Genomic DNA, 22,542 nt, shown 5'->3' on the forward strand with positions numbered 1-22,542 from the left:
ACATTTTATGATTAAATTAACAGCAATTCTTAAATTTAATCTATAAGTTATCAGTAGTCGATTAGTAACCTTTTATGATACAATAAATTTAAATAATGATTTTTCATAAAACGGAGTTAAAACTTGACAATAGAAAGTTTTAATTCCGTTTTATCTTTAAGCATCTTGAATGTTTCAACGTAAGAAACTAATAATCAAAGAAAAATCTATAAATTATTTAAAAACCCTCGGGCCTAAAAATATCGTTTTCTCTGTTTCTATTTTATTTCCTTCGCTATATACGTCCAGAATTAACTTTGTCTTTTCTTCCTCCAAAGAAGATTCTTCAATTTTTATGAACAAAGTCCCCTCTGCCATTCCTTGTTTTGGAACAAAAATAGATGTTTTTCCCACCAAAACCACTTCGGCCTTCAACGAACCCGCAACTTTTATGGTTACGTTATCAAAATCACGTGTGGTTTTGTTGATAATCTTGTAAGTATATAAATTATTGATAATTCCTCCTTCTTCGTGATTGTACAACTGCCCCGGCACTCGCAATACATTTGCCTGAACATCAGTACGAACGAACAGCATACCTATCAGTATTCCCACAAGAATAGTAAGTACTGCCGTATATCCTTTCATTCTCAAATCAAACTTAAAAGATGCTTTTTTGGCTATATTTTCCTCACTTGCAAATCGTATCAATCCTCGTTTGAAGCCCGTTTTGTCCATTATCTCATCGCAAGCATCAATGCAAGCCGTACAATTCACGCATTCCAACTGCGTTCCGTTACGAATGTCAATCCCTGTGGGACAGACGTGTACGCATTGCGAGCAGTCTATACAATCACCGTGACCAAGCTCTTGGCGATTCTCGTTTTTGCGAAACTTCTTACGTCCTTTTTCTCCCTCACCACGCACATAATCGTAAGCAACAATCACGGAACGATTATCCAAAAGTACCCCTTGCAAACGCCCATACGGACAGGCAATGATGCACACCTGCTCTCTGAACCAAGCAAATATGAAATAAAAAACACAAGTAAAAATAAATAAGGCTATGAATGTACTTAAATGATTCAGAGGACCTTCAACAATGTAAGTGAGAAGAACATCAGAACCTATCAGATACGCCAAAAATACGTTTGCTACCAAAAAGGAAATCAAGAAAAATATCGTCCATTTCAGCACACGTTTACGAATTTTTTCCGCATTCCAGGGTTGCTTGTTTAGCCTCATTTGTGCTCCTCTATCCCCATCTATCCAGTACTCAATTCTGCGGAAAACCATTTCCATAAATATGGTTTGCGGACAAATCCAACCACAAAAAATCCTTCCGAAAACTACTGTAAATAAGGAAAGAAACACAATTCCTATAATCATAGAAATTACAAACAGATAAAAATCTTGTGGCCAAAAAGGAAGTCCGAAAATATTAAATTTACGGTCAAGTACATTGAATAATAAAAACTGATTACCATTAATTTTTATAAAAGGACTCGCAAAAAGTATGAGTAAAAGAACATAACTTACGTATTTTCTATAACGATAATACCTACCCGAAGGCTTTTTAGGATACACCCAAGCTCTTTTCCCTTCCTCATCAATGGTTCCTATCGAATCGCGAAATACATCTTTACCTTGCTGTGCCATAACACTTTAGTTTAAAAATAAGAAAAGAGATTAGAGAATGCGAACACATAGCAATGAAGCTATTCAGTACCAAATTCTCTAATCTCTACCATTAATATTTAAGATCTAACTCTTATTCTTCTGTATATAAATCTCCTTCAGCTGCTTTTGGATTAGCCGGAGTAGTTCCTTTTAACGTTTTTATATAACTTGCTACTTGAGCGATTTCTTCCGGTTTCAATGAAGCCTTCCAAGCCACCATACCTTTTCCGTCTCTACCTCCTTCTGAAATAGTGTTGAAAATCTTGTTGATGCTTCCGCCCAAAATCCAGTAGTCATCCGTTAAGTTAGGACCGATACCTCCTCCTCCGTCCATCGCGTGACAAGCCACACAATTCATTTGGAAGATTTTCTTACCAGCTTCAATATCCGAAGCATCTGTAAGTAATTTTACATTATCAGCATTAAGCAAATTCGGGTTATTTTTTCTGTATTCGGCAATTTCTATTTTGGCTTGTGCTACATCTCTGTCGTATTCCTCAACTTGATTATAATCTTTAATCACCTCAAATCGAACAAGATACACAACCATAAAAACTATCGTAGCGTAGAACAAATACACCCACCAAGTAGGCAAAGTATTATCAAGCTCTTTGATTCCGTCGTGCTCGTGCTCTAATATAATTTCACTTTCACGCTCAATCGGAACTTGATTAACCATACTTGCGTAAAAACGCTTCCACAAAGAGCCTTCTTCTGCTGCGAACCCTGACTTAGGTTTAACCCCATAAGTTAAGTTGGAAACTCCTCGCAAAACTACTTCTGTGAAAATCAGAACAAAGAGTAAGAAAACCAAAAGCATCTGTATTTGAGAATACTTAGCGATGGCACACTCATCCTTGCTTCCATATAAAAGTTCCAAAATAAGAGCCACAACACCAACAATGGTTATTACTCGTAAAAATGGTATTAAATTTCTTTTCATGATAAAGTGTTGTTATTTTCGTCATCGTTATCAAAAGGAATATTATTCATCCTATCAATAGCTTCTTTCTTGTAGCCAAAAACCCACCAAAAGAGCCCTACAAAGAAAATGAAAAATATTGATAGCGATATGATGGGAAATATTTCAATCCCATCAATTGTCGCCATATGTTCCTTAATAAACTTGAGCATTGTTGTTATTCAGCGTTTGCAGTTTTAATTTTAATATCTGTTCCCAATCGTTGCAAATAAGCGATAAGTGCAACAATTTCACGGTCTTTCATCGGAATGAATTCTTTACCTTCTTTTTCAGCCTTTGCCTTAGAAGCTTCATATTGTTTCACAAAATCAGGGTCATTATACAAATTCTTCTCGATTTTTGCAGCTTGCTCATCCATTGATTTATGAGCATTAGCAATATCTTCTTCCGTGTAAGGCACACCCAATTTAGCCAAACCACGCATCTTAGCTTCAATATCACTTCGGTCGTGTTTATCTCTTGTCAGCCAAGGATATGCCGGCATTATACTTCCAGGTGAAGTACTTGTTGGGTCGTACATATGATTAAAATGCCAGTTATCGGAATATTTTCCTCCTAAACGAAGCAAATCAGGTCCTGTACGCTTACTTCCCCACAAGAACGGACGGTCGTACACAAACTCACCTGCTTTCGCAAACTCACCGTAACGCTCTACCTCACTACGGAACGGACGTACCATTTGACTGTGACAAGACACACACCCCTCACGGATATACAAATCACGTCCTTCTAATTCAAGTGGCGTATAAGGTTTTACACTTGAAATCGTAGGTATGTTCGATTTTACAAAGATAGTTGGAACGATTTGTACAACACCTCCGATTAAAATAGCAACCGTAGCCCAAATTGTCATTTGAACAGGTTTTCTCTCTAACCAAGTATGTAGGGTTTCTCCTTGTAATCTTCCACTGCTGATTGTTGATAAAGCAGGAGCTTGAGCCAACTCGTCTTCCAATTTAGGAGCTGTTTGCAATGTTTTGATAACGTTATAAACTCCGGCAAGAACTCCAATCAAATAAAGTGTTCCTCCAACAGCACGCAAAGCATACATCGGCATAATTTGAGTTACTGTTTCCAAGAAGTTTCCGTATGTCAAAGTTCCATCCGGATTAAATTGTTTCCACAATGAAGCTTGCGTAAATCCTGCTACATAAAGCGGTAAAGCATAGAATACAATACCTAAAGTACCTATCCAGAAATGGAAATTCGCTAACTTCATAGAGTAAAGATTCGTTTTCCACATTTTAGGCACAATGTAGTAAATCATACCAAAAGCAAGGAATCCGTTCCAAGCCAATGCACCAACGTGAACGTGAGCAATAATCCAGTCAGTAAAGTGAGCAATTGCGTTTACGTTTTTAAGTGACAACATTGGTCCTTCAAAAGTAGCCATACCATATCCGGTAATAGCCACAACCATAAATTTCAATGTGGGACTTTCACGAACTGTATCCCAAGCTCCACGAAGTGTTAACAAACCATTAATCATACCTCCCCAAGACGGAGCCACCAACATTACAGAGAATACTACTCCTAAGTTTTGTGCCCATTCAGGTAAAGCCGTATATAATAAGTGGTGTGGTCCTGCCCAAATGTAGATAAAAATCAAACTCCAGAAGTGGATGATTGACAATCGGTAAGAATATACCGGACGGTTTGCTGCTTTCGGAACAAAGTAGTACATCAAGCCTAAGAAAGGCGTTGTCAAGAAGAAAGCAACCGCATTATGCCCATACCACCACTGTACCAACGCATCTTGAACCCCTGCGTAAACAGAGTAAGACTTAAGCATCGTCACAGGAAGCTCTAAGTTATTGAAAATGTGGAGTACCGCTACCGTAACAAATGTAGCCAAGTAGAACCAAATAGCCACGTAAATATGACGTTGCCTTCTTCTCAAAAGCGTTCCAATCATATTTACCCCAAAAGCTACCCAAACTAAGGCAATCATTATGTCAATTGGCCACTCCAACTCAGCATATTCTTTAGAAGTGGTGTAACCCAACGGAAGGGTTATCGCAGCTCCAACGATAATCAGCTGCCATCCCCAGAAATTAAAGTTACTTAAAAAATCACTAAACATACGAGCCTTTAAAAGCCGTTGTAGTGAATAGTAAACCCCCGCAAAAATAGCATTCCCTACAAACGCAAAAATCACAGCATTTGTATGCAATGGGCGAAGGCGTCCGAAACTCAACCAAGGAATTTCGTTAGACATTGTCGGAAACAAGAATAAATAGGCTAACCATAGCCCTACTACCATTCCTATAACTCCCCAAAAAAGAGTTGCAAAAAGGAACTTCCGTACAATTTTGTTGTCATAGTAAAATTGTTGCTTCTCCATTATTTATTAAATTAATTATTCAGTTAGTTTTTCCTCCTTAATTGTATTCTCTGTTTTTTCGTCAACAAGCTCGTCTTCAAAAAGCATACGCACTGCAGGTGTATGACTATCATCATATTGCCCTTTTCTTACTGCCATTATGAATAAGAAAAAAAACAATAGTGCCACCGCAATACTTATACTAATCAACATATATATCACACTCATCTCAAAACAGTTCTCGTATGGATGTGGCAAAAATACATAATCTTAATCAGTTAAAAAAATGACATATATCATTTTTTTTTATTTTGAATAAATCTAAAGTTTTTTGTTTATCCAAAAAACAAACAAAAACCTGAAAAACAAACAATTACAAAGTTAAAAAAAGTAAAAATTTTCTTCATTTTTTAGGATAACTTTTAACAATCATTATAATTATCCTCACAAATAGATATAATTTACGGATAGAAATACAAGAAAATCAACTTAAAATAATTAGTTTTTCTTTTCAATCAAAAACAAAAAGCCCAAAAATCTAAATACAGAATTCAGATTTTTGAGCTTAATATTAAAAATTATTTTACTGATTTTAAGTCATATATAAAACTATCCTTTATAGAAAGGCAATTTCACTACCGTTGCCGGAACTTTATTTTTACGAATTTGGATAAAAATTTCACTTCCCGGTTTAGAAAGCTCGGTAGGTACGTATCCTAAACCAATTCCTTTACCAAGAGAAGGAGCCATCGTTCCGCTTGTTACGTTTCCAATGACATTTCCCTCAGCATCAACGATTTCATATCCGTGACGCGGAATAGCTTTTTCCTGCATTTCAAAACCAACCAGCTTTTTGCTAACTCCGTTTTCTTTATCTGATTTAATTGCATCGGAACTTACAAAATCTTTAGTAAACTTGGTAATCCAGCCTAATCCTGCTGAAATTGGAGAAGTTGTGTCATCAATATCATTCCCGTACAAGCAGAAGCCCATTTCCAAACGAAGCGTATCACGAGCTGCCAACCCGATAGGCTTTATCCCGAAAGGCTCTCCCACTCTGAAAACTTCATCCCAAACGTGTTTAATATGTTCGTTTTTAACATATATTTCAACTCCTCCGCTACCTGTATATCCTGTTGCAGAGATAATTACGTCTTTCACTCCGGCAAAATCACCAATTACGAAATGGTAGTTTTTTATTTCCGATAAGTTTACAGATGTAAGCGGTTGAATAGCCTCCAAAGCCTTAGGTCCTTGAATTGCCAACAACGAATATTGGTCAGAAGCATTTTCCATTTCCACTCCCCAAGTATTGTGTTTGCTAATCCAATCCCAATCTTTCTCGATATTAGAAGCGTTAACAACTAACAAATAATGTTCATCTGCAATTTTGTAAACGATAAGGTCATCAACAATTCCTCCTTTTTCGTTTGGCAAGTAGCTGTATTGTGCTCGTCCATCGTACAATGTCGTTGCATCGTTAGAAGTTACTTTCTGAATCAAATCCAAAGCGTGTTTACCTTTGAGAATAAATTCTCCCATATGACTTACATCAAATACTCCTACGCCGTTGCGTACGGTTTCGTGTTCGGCGTTAACACCCTCATACTGAACAGGCATATTGTAACCTGCAAAAGGAACCATTTTTGCTCCCAATGCAATATGAACATCGGTTAAAGCTGTGTTTTTCATATTATTTTATATTTTTTTAAATTTCAGTGGTTAGTTATTTTTCTCTTAGAAATTGACTCAATCTCCGTTGAAGTTTTTTACTTGATTGAGAAGTTTTTACCTCCTGTAGCGTAACGCTCTCGGCATTCGTGATAAATGCTCACAGCTTCTTCCAAATTACCCCAACCGTTCACGGCTACTTTTTTCTTTTCCAAATCTTTATATACTTGGAAAAAGTGCTCAATTTCCATAATTAAGTGCGGATTTACGTCATCCAACGTATTGAGTTTACTCCAAACAGGGTCAGAAACCGGAACACAAATCATCTTCTCATCAGGCCCCTTTTCATCTGCCATATGGAAAACCCCAAGTGGTTTCACTTCCATCACGCAACCCGGAAAAGTCGGCTCGGAAACTAATACCAACACATCTAACGGGTCAGAATCCAACGCCAGAGTTTCAGGTACAAAACCATAATCGGCAGGGTACATCATTGATGAAAAAATCATTCGGTCATATCTGATTTTTTTCAAATCAAAATCGTATTCATATTTATTTCGGCTTCCTTTCGGAATCTCGATTAACACATCGAAAGACAGTTGTTCTTTTTTAGACATATTCTTTTAATATTTTTAACAGTCGCAAAAATAAATAAATAATTTGGAAAGTCGAATAAAAAACAGCCTAAAATTCAAACTTTCTTTATAAAAAACATACACTCAAAACTAATTTCGGGCAGATTAATAATCTAACTTCACGTTTGCAGCCTTCATTTCAACATCAAAAACAAAACACAAGCGTTTCAAAACGAAAAACTTTCCTACAAGAAACTAAAAATTTTTCAAAAACCTCTTTCAAATAAAAATAAAAGTTTTATTTTTGCCGAACTTTTAAAGAAAAAGATATGGCAGTTTACAGAAAGAGAAACGACAGACCTAACAGAAAGAAGAAAACAGAAGATTTGGATGAGCTTCAAGAAGAGTTACTCCACCAAGAAAGCACCACAGCGGAGGTATTTGACACTCTTGACGAAGGTGCTTCAAAAACAGAGGCTTGGGTTCAAAAAAATCAAAAAACTATCATCGGAACATTAATCGCGGTAGCTGTGATTGGTTTGGGCTATTTGCTTTACCAACAGTTCGTGTCCGAGCCTAAAGAAAAAGAAGGAGCTAATGAATTGTTCTTCGCTCAAGAATTTTTCGACCAAGCTTTGAATGCTACGGATGACAAAGTTAAAGACTCTTTATTTACTGTTTCATTAAAAGGAGGAAATGGAAAATACGGTTTCTTGGAAATAATTGAAAACTACAGCGGAACGAAAGCTGCAAATTTGGCAAATTATTCGGCTGGAATGGCATATATGAACCAAGGAAACTACGAAAAAGCTATTGAACATTTGAAAAAATTCAATTCTCCTGACGAAATTCTTGGGGCTTTAGCTTTAGGAAACATTGGTGACGCTTATTCTCAGCAAAAAAACAACGCCGAAGCTTTGAATTATTACAAAAAAGCTTTCGAACATAGCAAAAATGAATTCACAACGCCTATTTATTTGAAAAAAGCGGGAATCACAGCTATGTTGCAAAACAGCAATGAGGAGGCTAACAAATATTTTGAACGTATCAAAAATGAATATCCTACCTCAGAGGAAGCAAGAACAATTGACATTCTTCTTGGGAAAATAAACAACTAAAATACATTTTTCATAATACGCAATAAACACACCTGTCACCTTTTGGATTTACTCCAAAGTGGCAGGTGTAAATATTTTAAAAATAAACAAATATGGCTACTGAAAATAAAAACCTATCACAATACGATAAAAATACAATTCCCAGTGCAAAGCCTTTCCGTTTTGGAATTGTTACCTCCGAGTGGAATGAGCAAGTTACATTCGGACTAAAAAAAGGAGCTATCGAAACCTTAAAAGATTGTGGAGCAGAAGACGAAAATATCATTTGCTGGGAAGTTCCCGGAAGTTTCGAACTTATACACGGAAGCAAAAAAATGATTGACACACAAAATGTTGATGCTGTAATTGCCATTGGTTGTGTGATTCAGGGTGAAACGCGTCATTTTGATTTTGTGTGTCAAGGAGTTACACAAGGAATCGCCCAATTGAACGCAACGAAAGATGTTCCTGTTATTTTTTGTGTTCTGACAGACAATAATTTACAACAATCTTTGGACAGAAGCGGAGGAAAACACGGAAATAAAGGAGTTGAAGCTGCTATCGCTGCCATTAAAATGGTGACTCTTTAATTTATTGAATATCAAAAAATGAAGAGTATTATTAAATACTCTTCATCTTAATAAAACTTATATTACCATTCAATCTTCCTTGAAACATACATCACCAAAGCCAAAATCAAAAACAAACCAACACTTCCTACCAATAAAGCGTAATTCTCCAACTGAATGATAACATAAATAAAGCCATAGAGAGCTGATAAAGAAGCTACTATAAACATCGGAAATTTTCTATTTTTCAAAATTGAAATTGAATACAAACCGATAAGCAAAATTATCATTACCGAAGCCATTAAATAAGCCTTTGAAAAACTGCTATGTTCAGTAATAGAAATCAGTAATGTGTAGAACATCGTTAATGCTAAGCCTATCATCGTATATTGAAAAATATGAATTTTTATCTTACTGATTGTCTGTATCAAAAAGAAAATCAAAAACGTAAGTCCTATAACTAAAAATCCGTATTTGGCGGCTCTTTCATTCTGCTGATATTCATCAACGGGAATCACGAAATCTACTTCAAAAGCGTACTTTCCAATATCGGGCAAAGAACCAAAAGTTTGTTGTGAAAAGGGTCGGTTGATATGCAAAATCTTCCAATCAGCTGAAAATCCGTCATTTGTAATATCTTTCTTAAATGGAAGAAAACTTCCGCTAAAACTCGGATCTTTCCAATCGGATTTTATTGTGCTTTCTGTAACTTTTCCGATAGGAACAATACCGATTTTGGAACTTCCATCATAGGTTATTGAAAAACTAAAATTTCCGTTTTCGAAATGGTCTTTTACATTGAAAAACGGCGTTTCAAGTGACGAAACTGCTCTGTAACCGTTATTTTCACTATAATAACTGTAATCTTCATTCGCCTGAGCCTCATAAATTGGTTCGAAAACGTATTCTTTACCAGAAAAAAGCATTTTAACACTGTTTTTAATGCTTGAAAGATTGGTTGTTCGGATAAGAATCGTGGCTTTTTCCCACTGAATATCCGTATCGGAGACGTATTTTGAAGAAAAATCGGGCTGAATATACCTTCCCGAAAAATCCATCTGAGAGGTAAACACCACCGATTCGTAATTGTTTCGCTTCTTGATTTCGGTTTGTACTTTCGACGTGTTTTTGAGTTCCTCCGGAAAGAAAAAAGCATAATGTTGCTCCGGAATTCTTTCAATAACCGATTTACCCGTTTTTTTGTCATAAACCTCACTTTGTACGTATGTTACGTACGGGATTTTCAAAATAGGACCATAGAAAAACACCTCATTTCCCCATTTTGAATTAATTTCCCGAATTACCTCTGATTGCCGAACAGCTCTTTCATTGATTAATCCCTTTACCAAAAATAAAGGAATAAGCAAAAATAGTGTTAATGCTCCAATCATTATCAAACGCGTTGTGTTTGAATTCAATAAATTAGCTAAAAATGATTTTTGATTTGTTTCCATAAAAATGATTTAATTAATTGTTTTTATTTATTAAAAGTACTTTGAATTTCAAAGTTATATTGTAAAAAAATATAATTCAAATAGAGATTAAAGCTTCGTATTTTCTTGATTTATAATCTTTTCCAAAGCATCTAAATGTTCTTTAAAAGCTTTTCTTCCTTTTTCGGTGGCTTTGTAACTTGTGTTGGTCTTACGCCCGATGAACTTTTTCTCAACTATTATATATTCCTCGCTTTCAAGAGCTTTTGTATGGCTTGCAAGATTTCCGTCGGTAATATTGAGTAATTCCTTAAGTGTATTAAAATCAGCACTTTCATTGACCATCAATACGGACATTATCCCCAACCTTACCCGATTGTCAAAAGCCTTATTTATATTTTGAAGAATATTTTTCACTATTCTGATTATCAAAAATTTAGTTTTAATTCTTATCTATCTGTTTATCAAATAAATATATATCTACAAACTCAATAATTCGCATCTCAACTTCTTCAAGTACATCACTGTAATAATGAACCGAGATTTTTCCTAATTTTCTCTATAAGAATCTGTTATTCAATCTTTTTTGAACTTCGCGATTCGTATTTGAAATACATTATTGAGCCGTAAAGGATGTGACATACTCCAAAACCTATCGTCCAAAATTCCAAACCATAGCCCGAAAACTCAACCGACAAAAGCCCCAAAACAATTTCGGTAATTCCCAAATAACGCACATCACGAAATGTATATTTACTTACATTCACACAAGCCAAACCATAGAAAATCAGTGTCATAGGTGCTAATAATCCGTAATATTGATTTCTTAAAAGCAACAAAATCAATACACCTCCGGTAATCATTGGGATAGCAAAATTCAGAAAAGCACGTTTTGAAGTAGCACTTACAAGCGTTTCTCCCTTTTGTTTTGCTTTCCTATTTGACAAAATATAAGCCGTTGCGACAGACAATAACAAAACCACAAAAGCTATCCCCAAAATAGCCTTAAAAGTACGGCTTTCTAATATAACATACTGATTATAAGCATAGTGATTTTCTAAAAGCAAATACACGAAATAAGCCCCAACCAAAGCATACACTCCAGCCAAAACCCCTGAAAGCCCGCTAAGTGACAGAAATTGAGTAGATTTCTGCATTATCTGCCTAATATCTTGTAAATCTTGAAGATAATTTCTGTTTTCCATTTCTAAAAGCACTTTGAAATGCAAAGCAACAGAATATTTTTGATATTGCCAAATTTTTCCGACATTTTTTTCGTACCTTTGAAAACTATTTTTAAATCATTACTGATATGAAAAAATTACTTTCTTTACTGATTTTCTTTACTTTAATATCTTGTAATCAACAAATTAAAGAATATGATTTACAAAATCTGAACGGATATTGGGAAATTGAAAAAGTGATTATGCCAGATAAAAGCACAAAAGAATACAAGGTAAATACCACGTATGATTATATCGAAATTAAGGATTTGGCAGGATTTCGTAAGAAAGTTTATCCGCAATTGATGGGGAATTTCCAGACTAACGACGATAGCGAAATTTTTAAAATCGTTAAAGAAGATGGAATCTTCAAAATGAATTACGAAAATGGAGAAAATCATTGGACAGAAATTCTGGAATCCGTAAATGAAACTTCCTTTATTGTAAAAAATGAAGCTAACATTACCTATCATTACAAAAAAGTAAAGAATTAAACCCTAAAATATTCATTATCTAAATCTTATGGAAGGAAACACTCAATTATTGTCTTCCGTTATAAAACAATTAATCAAACAAAATCGTTTGGAATACGGGCTTCACAAAGTAGAAGTGCAAGAAATCTGGAACCGATTAATGGGCAACGCCATCGTTAAATACACCACATCAGTTGAACTCAAAGGAGATGTGCTTTACGTGCAGTTATCCTCCCCTGCCCTTTGCCAAGAATTGGGATACGGAAAAGAAAAAATCGTAGCTCTCATTAATGAGGAATTAGGGGAAGAAATTGTGAAAAAATTACATCTTACAAGCTAAAAACTAAAAAAAACAAAAAAATGATTCGATTTGCAACAAAAAAAGACGTTGAATTTGTAGCTCCGCTTATGTTTCAAGCGATGGAGGAAATTGTTTTCAAACTTATCGGGAAAGAAAATGAAATTGAAGCAATTTCTTTCCTAAAAATGCTATTTTTAGAAGAAAACAACCAATATTCCTACGAAAATACGATAGTTTTTGAAGAAAATAACCAAGTTATAGGTTCATTGGTTTTTTATGATGGAGCCCACTTACATAAACTTCGGCAACCTGTTTTAACACTTTCCGAGCGAATTTCAGGAAGAAAAATAATTGTGGAAGACGAAACCTCGGAAGGAGAAATTTATATTGACACGGTAAGCGTTAGCCCTCAAGGACAAGGAAAAGGGATTGGTTCTCAATTAATTGGATTTCTTCAAAGATATGCTTCGGACAACCAATTAGGAAAAATAGGCTTGTTGGTTGATGAAAAAAATCCACAAGCAGAAAGGCTGTACACTCGCTTAGGATTTGTTTACGCTAATAATCAGCCTCTTGCAGGAGGAGTTTATAAACACTTGGTTTTTGAGAATAAGTCAATGTAAACTAGCATCACGCCTTCATTAAAAAGTAATAGATATGATTAGACTTTTAGTATTACTTCTATTATGTTTTTACCATTCCTATGGTCAGAAAAGCAACCAAATTTTCTCCAAAACAGGACAGATTACTATAGATAAAACTGTTTTTGACAAAATCCCAAACAATGTGAAAATTATTGGCTTGGGAGAGTTCACCCACGGAGGGAGAGAGGTTGTGCTTTATAAAACGGAATTATGCAAATATCTTATTGAAAATCAATCAGTAAAACAAATTATATTTGAATATTCAGATATAAATTTACGTCCTATTAATAACTACTTATTAGATGATAATCAGAAATTTAGCGATGAAAAAATTAAGTCATTAGTGAATGCTCAATTGAAAAATTCTATATTTTTTACAGAAGAGTACATTGATTTTTTTATTTGGTTAAAGCATCACAATTTAAAAAGTAAGCAAAAAGTAAAATTCAGAGGTTTTGATACCATAGTTCCTGTTCCTATTCCTTATCTAACACATAACTACCTAACGAAAATAGATACTAATTTTGTCAATAAAAATATTGAGAGATGGGCACTTCCTCATAATGATTCGTTAGCTATTAGTAATATTTACGATTGGTTTGAAAAAAATAAAGACAAAATAAAATCAAAATTGAAAGAGGAAGATTTTCAATTATGCTCAATGGACATAAGAAATGCTAAGGCTTACATTACCCAACGCCATCTTAAGAAAAGACATCAAGATTATGAAACATACAGAGATAGCCTAATGGCTGTTAATGTTTGTGAATTAGCTGATTCTAAGAGTGTTGTTTGGGCACATAATGCTCATATTTTACCGATTACAGATTACTATAAGAAAGAAGATAAAAAAACATATTATCAAATTTTAACAAAACGCTTAGGAAGTTTTCTAAGGGAAAAAATATGGAAATCAGTACTTTACTATAGCAACAACTTATTCCAAAGAAGCAACTATAGCTGTTCTAAAAAAAGAGTTTTCTTCAAAAGAGGAAACTTCTATATCAGTTTTTCCTTTTGAAAATAAATCTTTTAAGTGTCCAAATTACGCTTTTCCTTTTTTCCTGAGAGGAAGATACAAGTTCAAAGAAGGAGTTTTGCTCTCAGATAATGAACTGCTACAAAAGAAAAAGCCTTTGATGTTAAGTGATTTAGACTTGTTTGGAAAAGAAATAATGTCAATTGTTGATGATTTGGATATACTAGTAATATTGCAGAATGTAAACCCTATCAGAATTTTAAAATAATTTTTTATGAAATTTTTATTATCAATTACCTGTTTTTTATTGATTTCATTTTGTTACACTCAAAATTTAAATAAAATATCTTTAGATAGCATTTTGGATAAACAAATTACGGATGAAATAAAAGTAGTGGGGTTGGGGGACATTGGTCCTTTCCCATCGGAAGAAATTTCTTCTTATGCTTTCGAGATAAGCAAATTTCTGATTAAAAACAAAGAATTTAAGAACGTTTTCGTACCAGCGACAGACATTCTATTAAGACCTTTTAATGACTATATCAATAGTGATTCGGTCTACGAAAAGGAAAAAATAGATTCCATATTTGCAGAAATTCCCTCCAAAACAAAAAAAGAGTATGTTATATTTAAAATCTCCGCTTTTTGGGATTTGATTTCTTTTTTAAAAAAATATAACTTAGAAAATCCCCAAAAAAAGATAAGTTTACACGGCACTGAGTATTCCTCTCCTTCTCCGTCCTATTTTTTTTATAAATATATTTCTCCATTGGACAAAAGCGAAAGCAAATCTACTTCACAAAAATGGATAGAAAGTATCACCGAAGATTATGTTATTGGCGTTTGTCAAAAAATCGTAGCTTGGCACAAGGACAATATAAGTCAGGTTGAAAAATTGCCTAAAAATCAGTATTACAATCACTTAATGAAAGATATAAACTCTGCCAACACATTACTGAAAATAGCAAAAGTAAACAATGATGATACTAAAATTGTCTCTCTCGTTTCTGAGAATTTATCCAATGAAATTCTTAACTTAACAGATGGAAAATCTGTTATATGGTCAAGAAATCACTTTGTTGCAAAATCTTTTAAAAGAGAAAAAAGCCCCCAAGCAAATTTTTTTGGAAGTTTTTTGAATTCTGCTTTAAAAGACAGTTACTATGCCATCTTATTTGATTTTCCTGAAAAAGCAGAAATTTCTGTTCCTAAAAAGGACTCACAAGAAATTGTTGTTGAGCATTTTTTTGCAGAGAAAGATGCTACAATAAAACTTCTCACCAAAAATACAACAAAACGGTTTTTTCTTTCTAACGAGTTGAAAGTTATAAAAAAACCTTTAACGGTAATTTCCATTCCCTACGATTTTGGGAAATATCCAAGCTATATTACATTAGAACCCAAAGATTTTAATTTATTAATAAGGAGCAATAACTAAGTTTACAAACACTGATATTTCTTTTTAATTATAACAATACTAAAATGCAATTCTCCATACAATCTGATTTTCAGCCTACTGGCGACCAACCTCAAGCCATCAAGCAACTTACCCAAAGTATCGAAAAAGGGGAAAAGTATCAAGTTTTGCTCGGCGTTACGGGGTCTGGGAAAACCTTTACCGTGGCCAATGTGGTGCAGAATGTACAACATCCTACCTTAGTCTTGGCTCATAACAAAACCCTTGCAGCTCAGTTATATAGCGAGTTTAAAGCCTTTTTTCCGAACAATGCGGTGGAATATTTCGTGTCGTATTACGATTATTACCAACCCGAAGCCTACATTCCCACCACAGGAACATACATCGAAAAAGACCTTTCCATCAATGAAGAAATCGAAAAATTAAGGCTTAGTGCCACTTCTTCCTTGCTTTCGGGGCGACGTGATGTGCTGGTCGTGGCTTCCGTTTCGTGTCTGTACGGAATTGGGAATCCCGTTGAATTTCAGAAGAATGTCATCACTATCAAACGTGGAGAAATACTTCCTCGAACCAAATTTATGCATCGTTTGGTGCAAAGTTTGTACGCCCGAACTACTGCCGATTTCATTCACGGAAATTTCCGAGTGAAAGGCGATGTGGTGGACGTTTACCCCGGCTATTCCGATACGCCTTTCCGCATTCATTTCTTTGGAGATGAAATCGAAGAAATTGAAGTTTTTGACCCGCAAACTAACAAAGTAACAGAACGTTACGATAGCTTGAACATTTATCCCGCCAATATGTTCGTGACCTCGCCCGATGTATTGCAGAAAGCCATTTGGAACATTCAGCAGGATTTGACCAAACAAGTGGAATATTTTAAAGAAATAGGCAAACATCTGGAAGCCAAACGATTGGAAGAACGCACAAATTTCGATTTGGAGATGATTCGCGAGTTGGGATATTGTTCGGGTATTGAAAATTATTCTCGTTATTTGGACGGAAGAGAACCTGGTTCACGTCCGTTTTGTTTGTTGGATTATTTTCCTGATGATTTTCTGATGGTTATCGACGAAAGTCACGTAACCGTTCCGCAGGTGCACGCAATGTACGGAGGCGACCGCAGTCGGAAAGAAAATTTAGTGGAATACGGTTTTCGCTTGCCCGCTGCTTTGGACAATCGTCCGCTGAAATTTGAAGAATTTGAAGCACTTCAAAATCAGGTAATTTACGTAAGTGCCACACCTGCCGATTATGAACTTCAAAAAACGCAAGGAGTTTATGTTGAGCAGATTATCCGTCCGACAGGATTGCTTGACCCAGAAATTGAAATCCGTCCGAGCGAGAATCAAATTGATGATTTGGCAGAAGAAATTCAGCTTCGGGTGGAAAAAGACGAACGTATTTTGGTTACAACATTAACCAAACGAATGGCGGAAGAATTCACCAAATATCTTACCAAAATTGGGGTGCGTTGCCGATACATTCACAGCGATGTGGATACCCTTGAACGTGTGGAGATTATGCAAGATTTACGCCGTGGATTGTTCGATGTTTTGGTGGGCGTAAACCTGCTTCGTGAAGGATTGGATTTGCCCGAGGTTTCGCTCGTTGCCATTTTAGATGCTGACAAGGAAGGCTTTTTGCGTTCTACGCGTTCGCTGACCCAAACGGTGGGGCGTGCCGCTCGTAACGTAAACGGAAAAGCCATTATGTACGCCGATAAAATTACGCAAAGTATGCGAATTACCATTGACGACACCAACTATCGACGTGAAAAACAGATGAATTACAATCTTCGTAATGGTATCACACCCAAGCCTTTAAATAAAAAAATAGAAAACACTTTAAGTAAAAGTCCGATTACCGAATTTCACTACGACCCTTCGTTCAAAAAAGAAAAAGCACCTGAAAAAGAGCTTCTTTCCGAAAAAGAAATTGAGAAAAAAATCCGAGAAACTCGCAAACTGATGGAAACTGCCGCCAAAGAACTCGATTTTGTCAAAGCAGCTCAATATCGGGATGAAATAAAAAAATTGGAAGAAATGAAAAAATGATTTCTTGTCACTGAAAATGCTTTTTTATAGTGAGAATGTTAATTTTTTGTGCATCACAATTGACTTTCAAACTTTTTTATATCTTTGCCCCCGTTAATTTTTCAATTTATTTGTAATGATAAAGAAATTTTTATTTTCGGTTGCGATTTTTTCTACTTTTGCAATCAATGCCCAACAATCTTTTTCCGGGATAAACACAAGCCAATACGGTGGTATGTACAAAGGTACAACCAATCCCGCCAATTTTGTTGACGGAATGAGCAGATTTGCAATAAATGTTGTTTCAGTTGATGCCGATTTCGGGAACAACAAAATGGGATTAAACCTTGATTTGAAGAAAAGTTTTAATGACTTCACATCGCAAGCCTCTTCACACAATGACATCAATGCTGATGTGAACTTGGACGTGTTAGGACCTTCTTTTTATTTCCACGTAGGGCGAAAAAACGCTTTTGCTTTCACCTCAAGAGCTCGCGTGTTTATGGATGCACGAGGCATTGATGCTAAGGTACTTGAGTCTTTCTTATTAAATTCAAGCGATTTAAACCTTTCTCCTTCAGGATATTCTTTCAATCTTGATAAACAAAATGTTTCTGCCAACGCTTTCTCTGAATTTGCTTTTACTTGGGCAAGATTGTTAGCCAAAACAAGTAATCATTCCTTAAAAGCGGGTATCACTGCAAAATTTGTCAGAGGAGCAATCAGCACATACGCTGGTTTTTCGGAAATAAACGGAAATATCAAGGCTAATTTGATTGAAAACAACAATGATGCTATTGTAAATATAAACGTTCAAGGAAATCAAAATGCTGAATTTTTACTTTCAAACGGAGGTATCAATGTAACTAAGAGTCCAAAGTTTAATGATATTTTAAAATCTCAGACTTCTGCTTTAGGATTTGATTTTGGTTTCGTGTACGAATATCGTAAAGAAGGTTGCCCGAGCTGTACTACAACTCCTTATGATTTAAAACTTGGATTTTCTTTTACTGACATCGGTCGTTTGAAATATTCTGCTACCGAAGATTCTCAAAGATATTCTCTAAACGTGGGAAGTCACAACATTAATTTATCTGACGTTCAAAAAAGTATGGACGAAAGTCTTTTTGTTTCAAAAACATCTTTAAAAGGAGCTTCAATTATTTCTTCATTGCCAACATCGCTCAGATTGAATGCCGATGTACGCATCACAGGACCTATTTTTGTAGATGTATCTGCAAATTTCAACATTACAAATACCAGCAAAGTTTACAACACTTCGTACGCAAGCGGATTTGTAATCACTCCACGAGTGGAATGGAAATACATCGGGTTTTATCTTCCTATGTCAAGTGCCATCGGGATGGGAACAAACGTAGGAACAGCCGTTCGTTTAGGTCCTCTTTTCATTGGTTCAAGAAGTATTGTTAGTAATTTAATGTCTAAAAACGCAAAAGAATTAAACCTATTTGGCGGACTTCAATTTGAAATATAATATTTAGAAAATCATATTTTTTTGAAAAACAATGTGCTGAAATGGTACATTGTTTTTTTTATTAATAATCTTCTTTCGTAATTTCTGCTAATCAAAATCTTGATTATTTAAATAAAAAATTTACCTTTGTAAATATTTATCTTTTTTGAAAAATGAAACACTTAACATACTTATTATTAGTCTTTATTGGTTTTCCGATATCTGCCTTTTCACAAGATGATTCCGATGATGGAATGATTCAAACAAAAACCGAAAAAAAGGAAAAAAAAGGACGAGGACAGAAATATCTGGAAGACCAGTTTTACGTTGGGCTAACGTATGACTATTTGATTTCTGATGCGAGTAAAGTTGTTCAGCACAGCCTTTCCAGAGGAATACACGCTGGTTTTCAGAAAGATTTACCAATGAACCAACGCAGAAATATTGGTATTGCCTTGGGGGTTGGATATTCTTACGATTTGGTTTACAGCAATATTTTTCGCGAAAACACTTCTGATTTATATCATATCGTAAGTAATTTGAACGATTTGAATATCAACAAAAATTATTTTGAAACACACACGCTCGAATTCCCCATTGAGTTTCGTTGGCGAACTTCAACAGCTGAAAATCACAAATTTTGGCGAATTTACACGGGAATGAAGTTGGGATATGTTTTCGGAGCAAGAAGCCTTTACAAGCGCGACGATATCACTATTTACTTCAATAACTCAGACCTTAACAAAGATTGGCATTTTAAGGTTTATTCAGCTTTCGGGTACAACACCTGGAATTTTTTCATACAGTACAATCTGTCTTCCATTCTCAAAAATGCGAAGTTGGAAAATAACGCTTCTCTGAAATCTTCTCTTTTACAAATGGGGTTGATTTTCTATATTTTATAGTTTCTTGAAAGTTTGATTATGGAAGAAAATATTACACGTTGGCGATTAATTCTCGGGCAAGATGCAAGAGCTTTGGAAAATGCTTCTTTAAATGAGCAACAATCCATAATGGATTCTGCCTTGTCTGCCATCTATGACGGAGATACAACGAAAAATAACGGAAGTAGGAAGGCTGGTTTGGGCTCTTCTGCTCCAAATTTAGCCAAATGGCTTACCGATGTACGGAGTTTCTTTCCACAAGATGTAGTTAGCATAATTCAATCCGATGCCATTGAACGTAAAGGGCTTACAAAGCTTTTATTTGAACCCGAAACTCTTAAAAATGTAAAACCTGATATCTCAATAGTCGGGACTTTAATGGCTTTGAAAGGGCAAATTCCCGAAAAATCAAAAGAAGCTGCACGCCAACTTGTTAAGGAAGTGGTAAATGAAATTATGAAACGAATGGAGCAGGATTTGCGTCGTGCCGTGACAGGAGCTTTAAACAAAAAAGCTCATTCTCCCATTTCTAATTTCGCCTCAACTGATTGGAAAAGAACTATTAACCGAAATCTTAAAAATTACGACACGAAAACCAAACGCCTAATTCCTGAAAAATTTTACTTTTTTGAACGTAGCCAAAAACAAAAAAATTGGACTGTTATTTTGGATATCGACCAAAGCGGTTCGATGTGCGATTCAATCATTTACTCATCGGTAATGGGTTCTATCTTTGCAAGTATGCCGGCATTGGACACGCACGTAGTTGCCTTTGACACACAAGTTACAGACCTTACCGAACTTTGCAGGCAAGACCCTGTGGATATGCTTTTTGGAGTGCAACTCGGAGGAGGAACAGATATCAACAAATCCGTTGCTTACTGCCAAACGCTAATCGAAAATCCAAGAAAAACAATGTTTATCCTGATTTCGGATTTGTACGAAGGTGGCGTGAGAACAGGATTACTCCGACGGCTTTCACAAATGCACGAAGACGGAGTAAAAGTAATTGTTTTGCTCGCTCTTTCCGATAGCGGAAGACCCGATTATGATGAAAAATTAGGAAAAGAAATCAGTAAATTAGGAATTGCCTGCTTTGCCTGCACTCCCGATAAATTACCCGAATTAGTGGAAGCATCACTGAAAGGTCACGACTTAAAAAAATTTGAAACGTCCTCAAAACAACAAATATAATCGAAAAAAGACTTCTGAGTTTCAGAAGTCTTTTTTTGGTTTTTACCGAGATTTTCTTAAATTCCTATCTCAACTTGGAATCGTAAGTACCACTCTTTTTGAGAATTATCAAGCAAGGTTTTATTAGTTCTGGTAATTTCCATCTGAGCCTTGAATGCGTGTTCCCAAATGTATTTAGTAACTCCTAATGAAAGTTGATTTCGCTTAGGCATTATGTCTTTCAAATCATTAGTTGGAGCAAGGTGCGAATATCTGGAAGCAATTTCCCAGTTACTTGGGAAAGCATAACTCAACTGAGCATCAAATCCACGCCCAGTCTCTACAAATGACTTTGCACTCAAATCAACCAAAGGATTATTTGCTGTACGTTGCATATATGATGCCATTGCAGCCCAACCGTTGTATTTCATCAAACCATCAACTAACACTGATTGCAAATTTCTGGTTTGGTCATTAACCAATGTATTTCCGTTTTGCCCCTGAGTTTTTGTAGCGTTGTGGTTATAATGATAGGTCGCTCCGAAATAAAGTTTTGGCGTTTCCTCCCTTAAAATATCTCCTTCAAAGTATTCACCACCTTTTTTAAATTTACCCAAAGGAAGAACCTCAAAACGAGCAGTATAGGCAAGTCCTGTATTTCTACCAACAAAATCGCGCCCCTCACCTGTAGTCACGGCAGTTTTAAAATTGTAAGAAAATTTATCGTTATATTGTTTCAGATAATGAACTTGAAAACCGAAATCTCTGTCTATATTAAAGGTTGCATTATTGATAGAACGGTCTGTAAGTTGTAACGCTCCAGAAGAATTGATTCGCTGGCGATTCCCTGGTAATTTCGTTTGTCCGAAGCTCAACAACCAATTTTTATTAGGTTTGTAGAAAACAATTGCATCACGAATGATGTGGTTTCCGTTTACGTCACGGGGAGCAAAAGAGAGCTGTATCGTATAACCAAACTTTGGATCTGCAACAAAACCTTCAAATCGTAAACGTAATCTCCGAATATAAGCCTCATAGCCTACTTCATCATTTTTGTCCGTAACCACACTGAAACGATTCTGCATCCTAAAACGAATATTCATCTGAAATAAACTATCAGGAGCCGTTATCCCTACTCCTTTTTTAAAATCATAGTAAGGTGTCAGCTGTTCTTTATCTTCGTTTACTGCTTTCTGTGCAAACAAAATTGAGGAACTTACCATCAATAAATAAAAAAATAATCTCTTCATCTCATTACATTTTTTAATTTTGCGAAGATAACAAAAATAAATCTTATTAATCAACTAAGTTTATATTATTAGAAAACAAAAGTTTATTTTTTATAAGCATAATTTCTAAATCAAAAAAATCATTTGTATAACATTTATAAAAAAATCAAAAAACAATAACATAAAACGTTAAAATACATTTTTCAATAAAAAAGTAACCACAAAAATTGTTTTGTAATCATTTTTTACATACATTTGCATTATAATTATTCTTTTTCTTAAAAGAAGCATATAAAAGCATTTATTTAACAGATAATATGATTATAACAAAAAATCTTTTAGAAAGGAATTTTTATAACTGCATAAGAGAGATGATTATATTTTTGTTGATTTGAGACTG

General features: G+C 35.1%; 22 protein-coding genes. 11 read left to right on the top strand and 11 right to left on the bottom strand.

Features of this window, described 5'->3' with window-relative positions; genetic code table 11:
• Nucleotides 1–213 precede the first annotated feature (213 nt).
• The 7 genes from ccoG to CGC58_RS03075 all read right to left on the bottom strand — a co-directional run bounded on the left by ccoG (nucleotide 214) and on the right by CGC58_RS03075 (nucleotide 7,252).
• Nucleotides 214–1,638: a cytochrome c oxidase accessory protein CcoG gene (gene ccoG / locus CGC58_RS03045; protein ID WP_095895062.1), complete on the bottom strand. Its 1,425-nt coding sequence runs from the start codon at nucleotides 1,636–1,638 to the stop codon at nucleotides 214–216.
• Nucleotides 1,639–1,750: 112 nt separating this feature from the next.
• On the bottom strand, nucleotides 1,751–2,602 hold the full coding sequence (locus tag CGC58_RS03050; RefSeq protein ID WP_095895063.1) for a cbb3-type cytochrome c oxidase N-terminal domain-containing protein: 852 nt from the start codon (nucleotides 2,600–2,602) through the stop codon (nucleotides 1,751–1,753).
• Nucleotides 2,599–2,793 carry a CcoQ/FixQ family Cbb3-type cytochrome c oxidase assembly chaperone gene (locus tag CGC58_RS03055; protein ID WP_095895064.1) on the bottom strand — a complete coding sequence of 65 codons (195 nt, stop codon included), beginning with the start codon at nucleotides 2,791–2,793 and terminating at the stop codon, nucleotides 2,599–2,601. Before CGC58_RS03055 ends, CGC58_RS03050 begins: the two co-directional genes overlap by 4 nt.
• Nucleotides 2,794–2,798: 5 nt before the next feature.
• On the bottom strand, nucleotides 2,799–4,985 hold the full coding sequence (ccoN, locus tag CGC58_RS03060) for a cytochrome-c oxidase, cbb3-type subunit I (protein WP_095895065.1): 2,187 nt from the start codon (nucleotides 4,983–4,985) through the stop codon (nucleotides 2,799–2,801).
• 15 nt (nucleotides 4,986–5,000) lie between these two features.
• Entirely contained in the window at nucleotides 5,001–5,192 is a 192-nt protein-coding gene (gene ccoS, locus CGC58_RS03065; RefSeq protein WP_095895066.1) for a cbb3-type cytochrome oxidase assembly protein CcoS, read from the bottom strand.
• Nucleotides 5,193–5,573: 381 nt separating this feature from the next.
• A complete protein-coding gene (gcvT, locus tag CGC58_RS03070; protein ID WP_095895067.1) occupies nucleotides 5,574–6,656 on the bottom strand; it encodes a glycine cleavage system aminomethyltransferase GcvT in 1,083 nt (360 codons plus the stop codon).
• A 77-nt stretch (nucleotides 6,657–6,733) separates the two neighbouring features.
• A complete protein-coding gene (locus tag CGC58_RS03075; RefSeq protein WP_095895068.1) occupies nucleotides 6,734–7,252 on the bottom strand; it encodes an inorganic diphosphatase in 519 nt (172 codons plus the stop codon).
• Nucleotides 7,253–7,539: 287 nt separating this feature from the next.
• Here CGC58_RS03075 and CGC58_RS03080 point away from each other — a divergent pair, with 287 nt between their 5' ends.
• Together CGC58_RS03080 and ribH are read left to right on the top strand one after the other, a co-directional pair.
• Complete coding sequence (locus tag CGC58_RS03080) at nucleotides 7,540–8,328, top strand: tetratricopeptide repeat protein (protein WP_095895069.1); 789 nt, start codon at nucleotides 7,540–7,542, stop codon at nucleotides 8,326–8,328.
• A 92-nt stretch (nucleotides 8,329–8,420) separates the two neighbouring features.
• Nucleotides 8,421–8,897 (top strand): 6,7-dimethyl-8-ribityllumazine synthase, encoded by a 477-nt coding sequence (gene ribH / locus CGC58_RS03085; protein WP_095895070.1) that lies wholly within the window; start codon nucleotides 8,421–8,423, stop codon nucleotides 8,895–8,897.
• Between the two features lie 62 nt (nucleotides 8,898–8,959).
• Here ribH and creD read toward each other — a convergent pair whose 3' ends face one another.
• The 3 genes from creD to CGC58_RS03100 form a co-directional block, all read right to left on the bottom strand.
• Nucleotides 8,960–10,330 (bottom strand): cell envelope integrity protein CreD, encoded by a 1,371-nt coding sequence (creD, locus tag CGC58_RS03090; RefSeq protein ID WP_095895071.1) that lies wholly within the window; start codon nucleotides 10,328–10,330, stop codon nucleotides 8,960–8,962.
• Between the two features lie 87 nt (nucleotides 10,331–10,417).
• Entirely contained in the window at nucleotides 10,418–10,726 is a 309-nt protein-coding gene (locus CGC58_RS03095; protein ID WP_095895072.1) for a winged helix-turn-helix domain-containing protein, read from the bottom strand.
• A 155-nt stretch (nucleotides 10,727–10,881) separates the two neighbouring features.
• The gene (locus CGC58_RS03100; RefSeq protein ID WP_095895073.1) at nucleotides 10,882–11,514 is read right to left on the bottom strand and encodes a hypothetical protein; all 633 of its coding nucleotides are present in this window, start codon (nucleotides 11,512–11,514) and stop codon (nucleotides 10,882–10,884) included.
• Between the two features lie 107 nt (nucleotides 11,515–11,621).
• Between CGC58_RS03100 and CGC58_RS03105 the strand changes: the two genes are divergently transcribed.
• The 9 genes from CGC58_RS03105 (at nucleotide 11,622) to CGC58_RS03145 (ending at nucleotide 20,934) form a co-directional block, all read left to right on the top strand.
• Nucleotides 11,622–12,026: a hypothetical protein gene (locus CGC58_RS03105; RefSeq protein ID WP_095895074.1), complete on the top strand. Its 405-nt coding sequence runs from the start codon at nucleotides 11,622–11,624 to the stop codon at nucleotides 12,024–12,026.
• 28 nt (nucleotides 12,027–12,054) lie between these two features.
• The gene (locus CGC58_RS03110; protein WP_095895075.1) at nucleotides 12,055–12,345 is read left to right on the top strand and encodes a DUF721 domain-containing protein; all 291 of its coding nucleotides are present in this window, start codon (nucleotides 12,055–12,057) and stop codon (nucleotides 12,343–12,345) included.
• Nucleotides 12,346–12,365: 20 nt separating this feature from the next.
• Complete coding sequence (locus CGC58_RS03115) at nucleotides 12,366–12,929, top strand: GNAT family N-acetyltransferase (protein WP_095895076.1); 564 nt, start codon at nucleotides 12,366–12,368, stop codon at nucleotides 12,927–12,929.
• Between the two features lie 34 nt (nucleotides 12,930–12,963).
• A complete protein-coding gene (locus CGC58_RS03120; protein ID WP_095895077.1) occupies nucleotides 12,964–13,971 on the top strand; it encodes an erythromycin esterase family protein in 1,008 nt (335 codons plus the stop codon).
• Between the two features lie 232 nt (nucleotides 13,972–14,203).
• Nucleotides 14,204–15,367 carry a TraB/GumN family protein gene (locus tag CGC58_RS03125; protein WP_157909183.1) on the top strand — a complete coding sequence of 388 codons (1,164 nt, stop codon included), beginning with the start codon at nucleotides 14,204–14,206 and terminating at the stop codon, nucleotides 15,365–15,367.
• A 44-nt stretch (nucleotides 15,368–15,411) separates the two neighbouring features.
• On the top strand, nucleotides 15,412–17,403 hold the full coding sequence (gene uvrB / locus CGC58_RS03130) for an excinuclease ABC subunit UvrB (RefSeq protein ID WP_095895079.1): 1,992 nt from the start codon (nucleotides 15,412–15,414) through the stop codon (nucleotides 17,401–17,403).
• 115 nt (nucleotides 17,404–17,518) lie between these two features.
• A complete protein-coding gene (locus CGC58_RS03135) occupies nucleotides 17,519–18,877 on the top strand; it encodes a DUF5723 family protein (protein WP_095895080.1) in 1,359 nt (452 codons plus the stop codon).
• A gap of 152 nt (nucleotides 18,878–19,029) precedes the next feature.
• Nucleotides 19,030–19,761, top strand: a complete 732-nt coding sequence (locus CGC58_RS03140; protein WP_095895081.1) for an outer membrane beta-barrel protein — start codon at nucleotides 19,030–19,032, stop codon at nucleotides 19,759–19,761.
• Between the two features lie 18 nt (nucleotides 19,762–19,779).
• Nucleotides 19,780–20,934 (top strand): VWA domain-containing protein, encoded by a 1,155-nt coding sequence (locus tag CGC58_RS03145; protein ID WP_095895082.1) that lies wholly within the window; start codon nucleotides 19,780–19,782, stop codon nucleotides 20,932–20,934.
• A gap of 56 nt (nucleotides 20,935–20,990) precedes the next feature.
• On the opposite strand, the gene CGC58_RS03150 is transcribed toward CGC58_RS03145, so the two are convergent.
• Nucleotides 20,991–22,163, bottom strand: a complete 1,173-nt coding sequence (locus CGC58_RS03150; protein WP_095895083.1) for a porin — start codon at nucleotides 22,161–22,163, stop codon at nucleotides 20,991–20,993.
• Nucleotides 22,164–22,542: the final 379 nt, after the last annotated feature.

The sequence above is a fragment of the Capnocytophaga stomatis genome (genome assembly GCF_002302635.1).
Lineage (GTDB): Bacteria > Bacteroidota > Bacteroidia > Flavobacteriales > Flavobacteriaceae > Capnocytophaga > Capnocytophaga stomatis.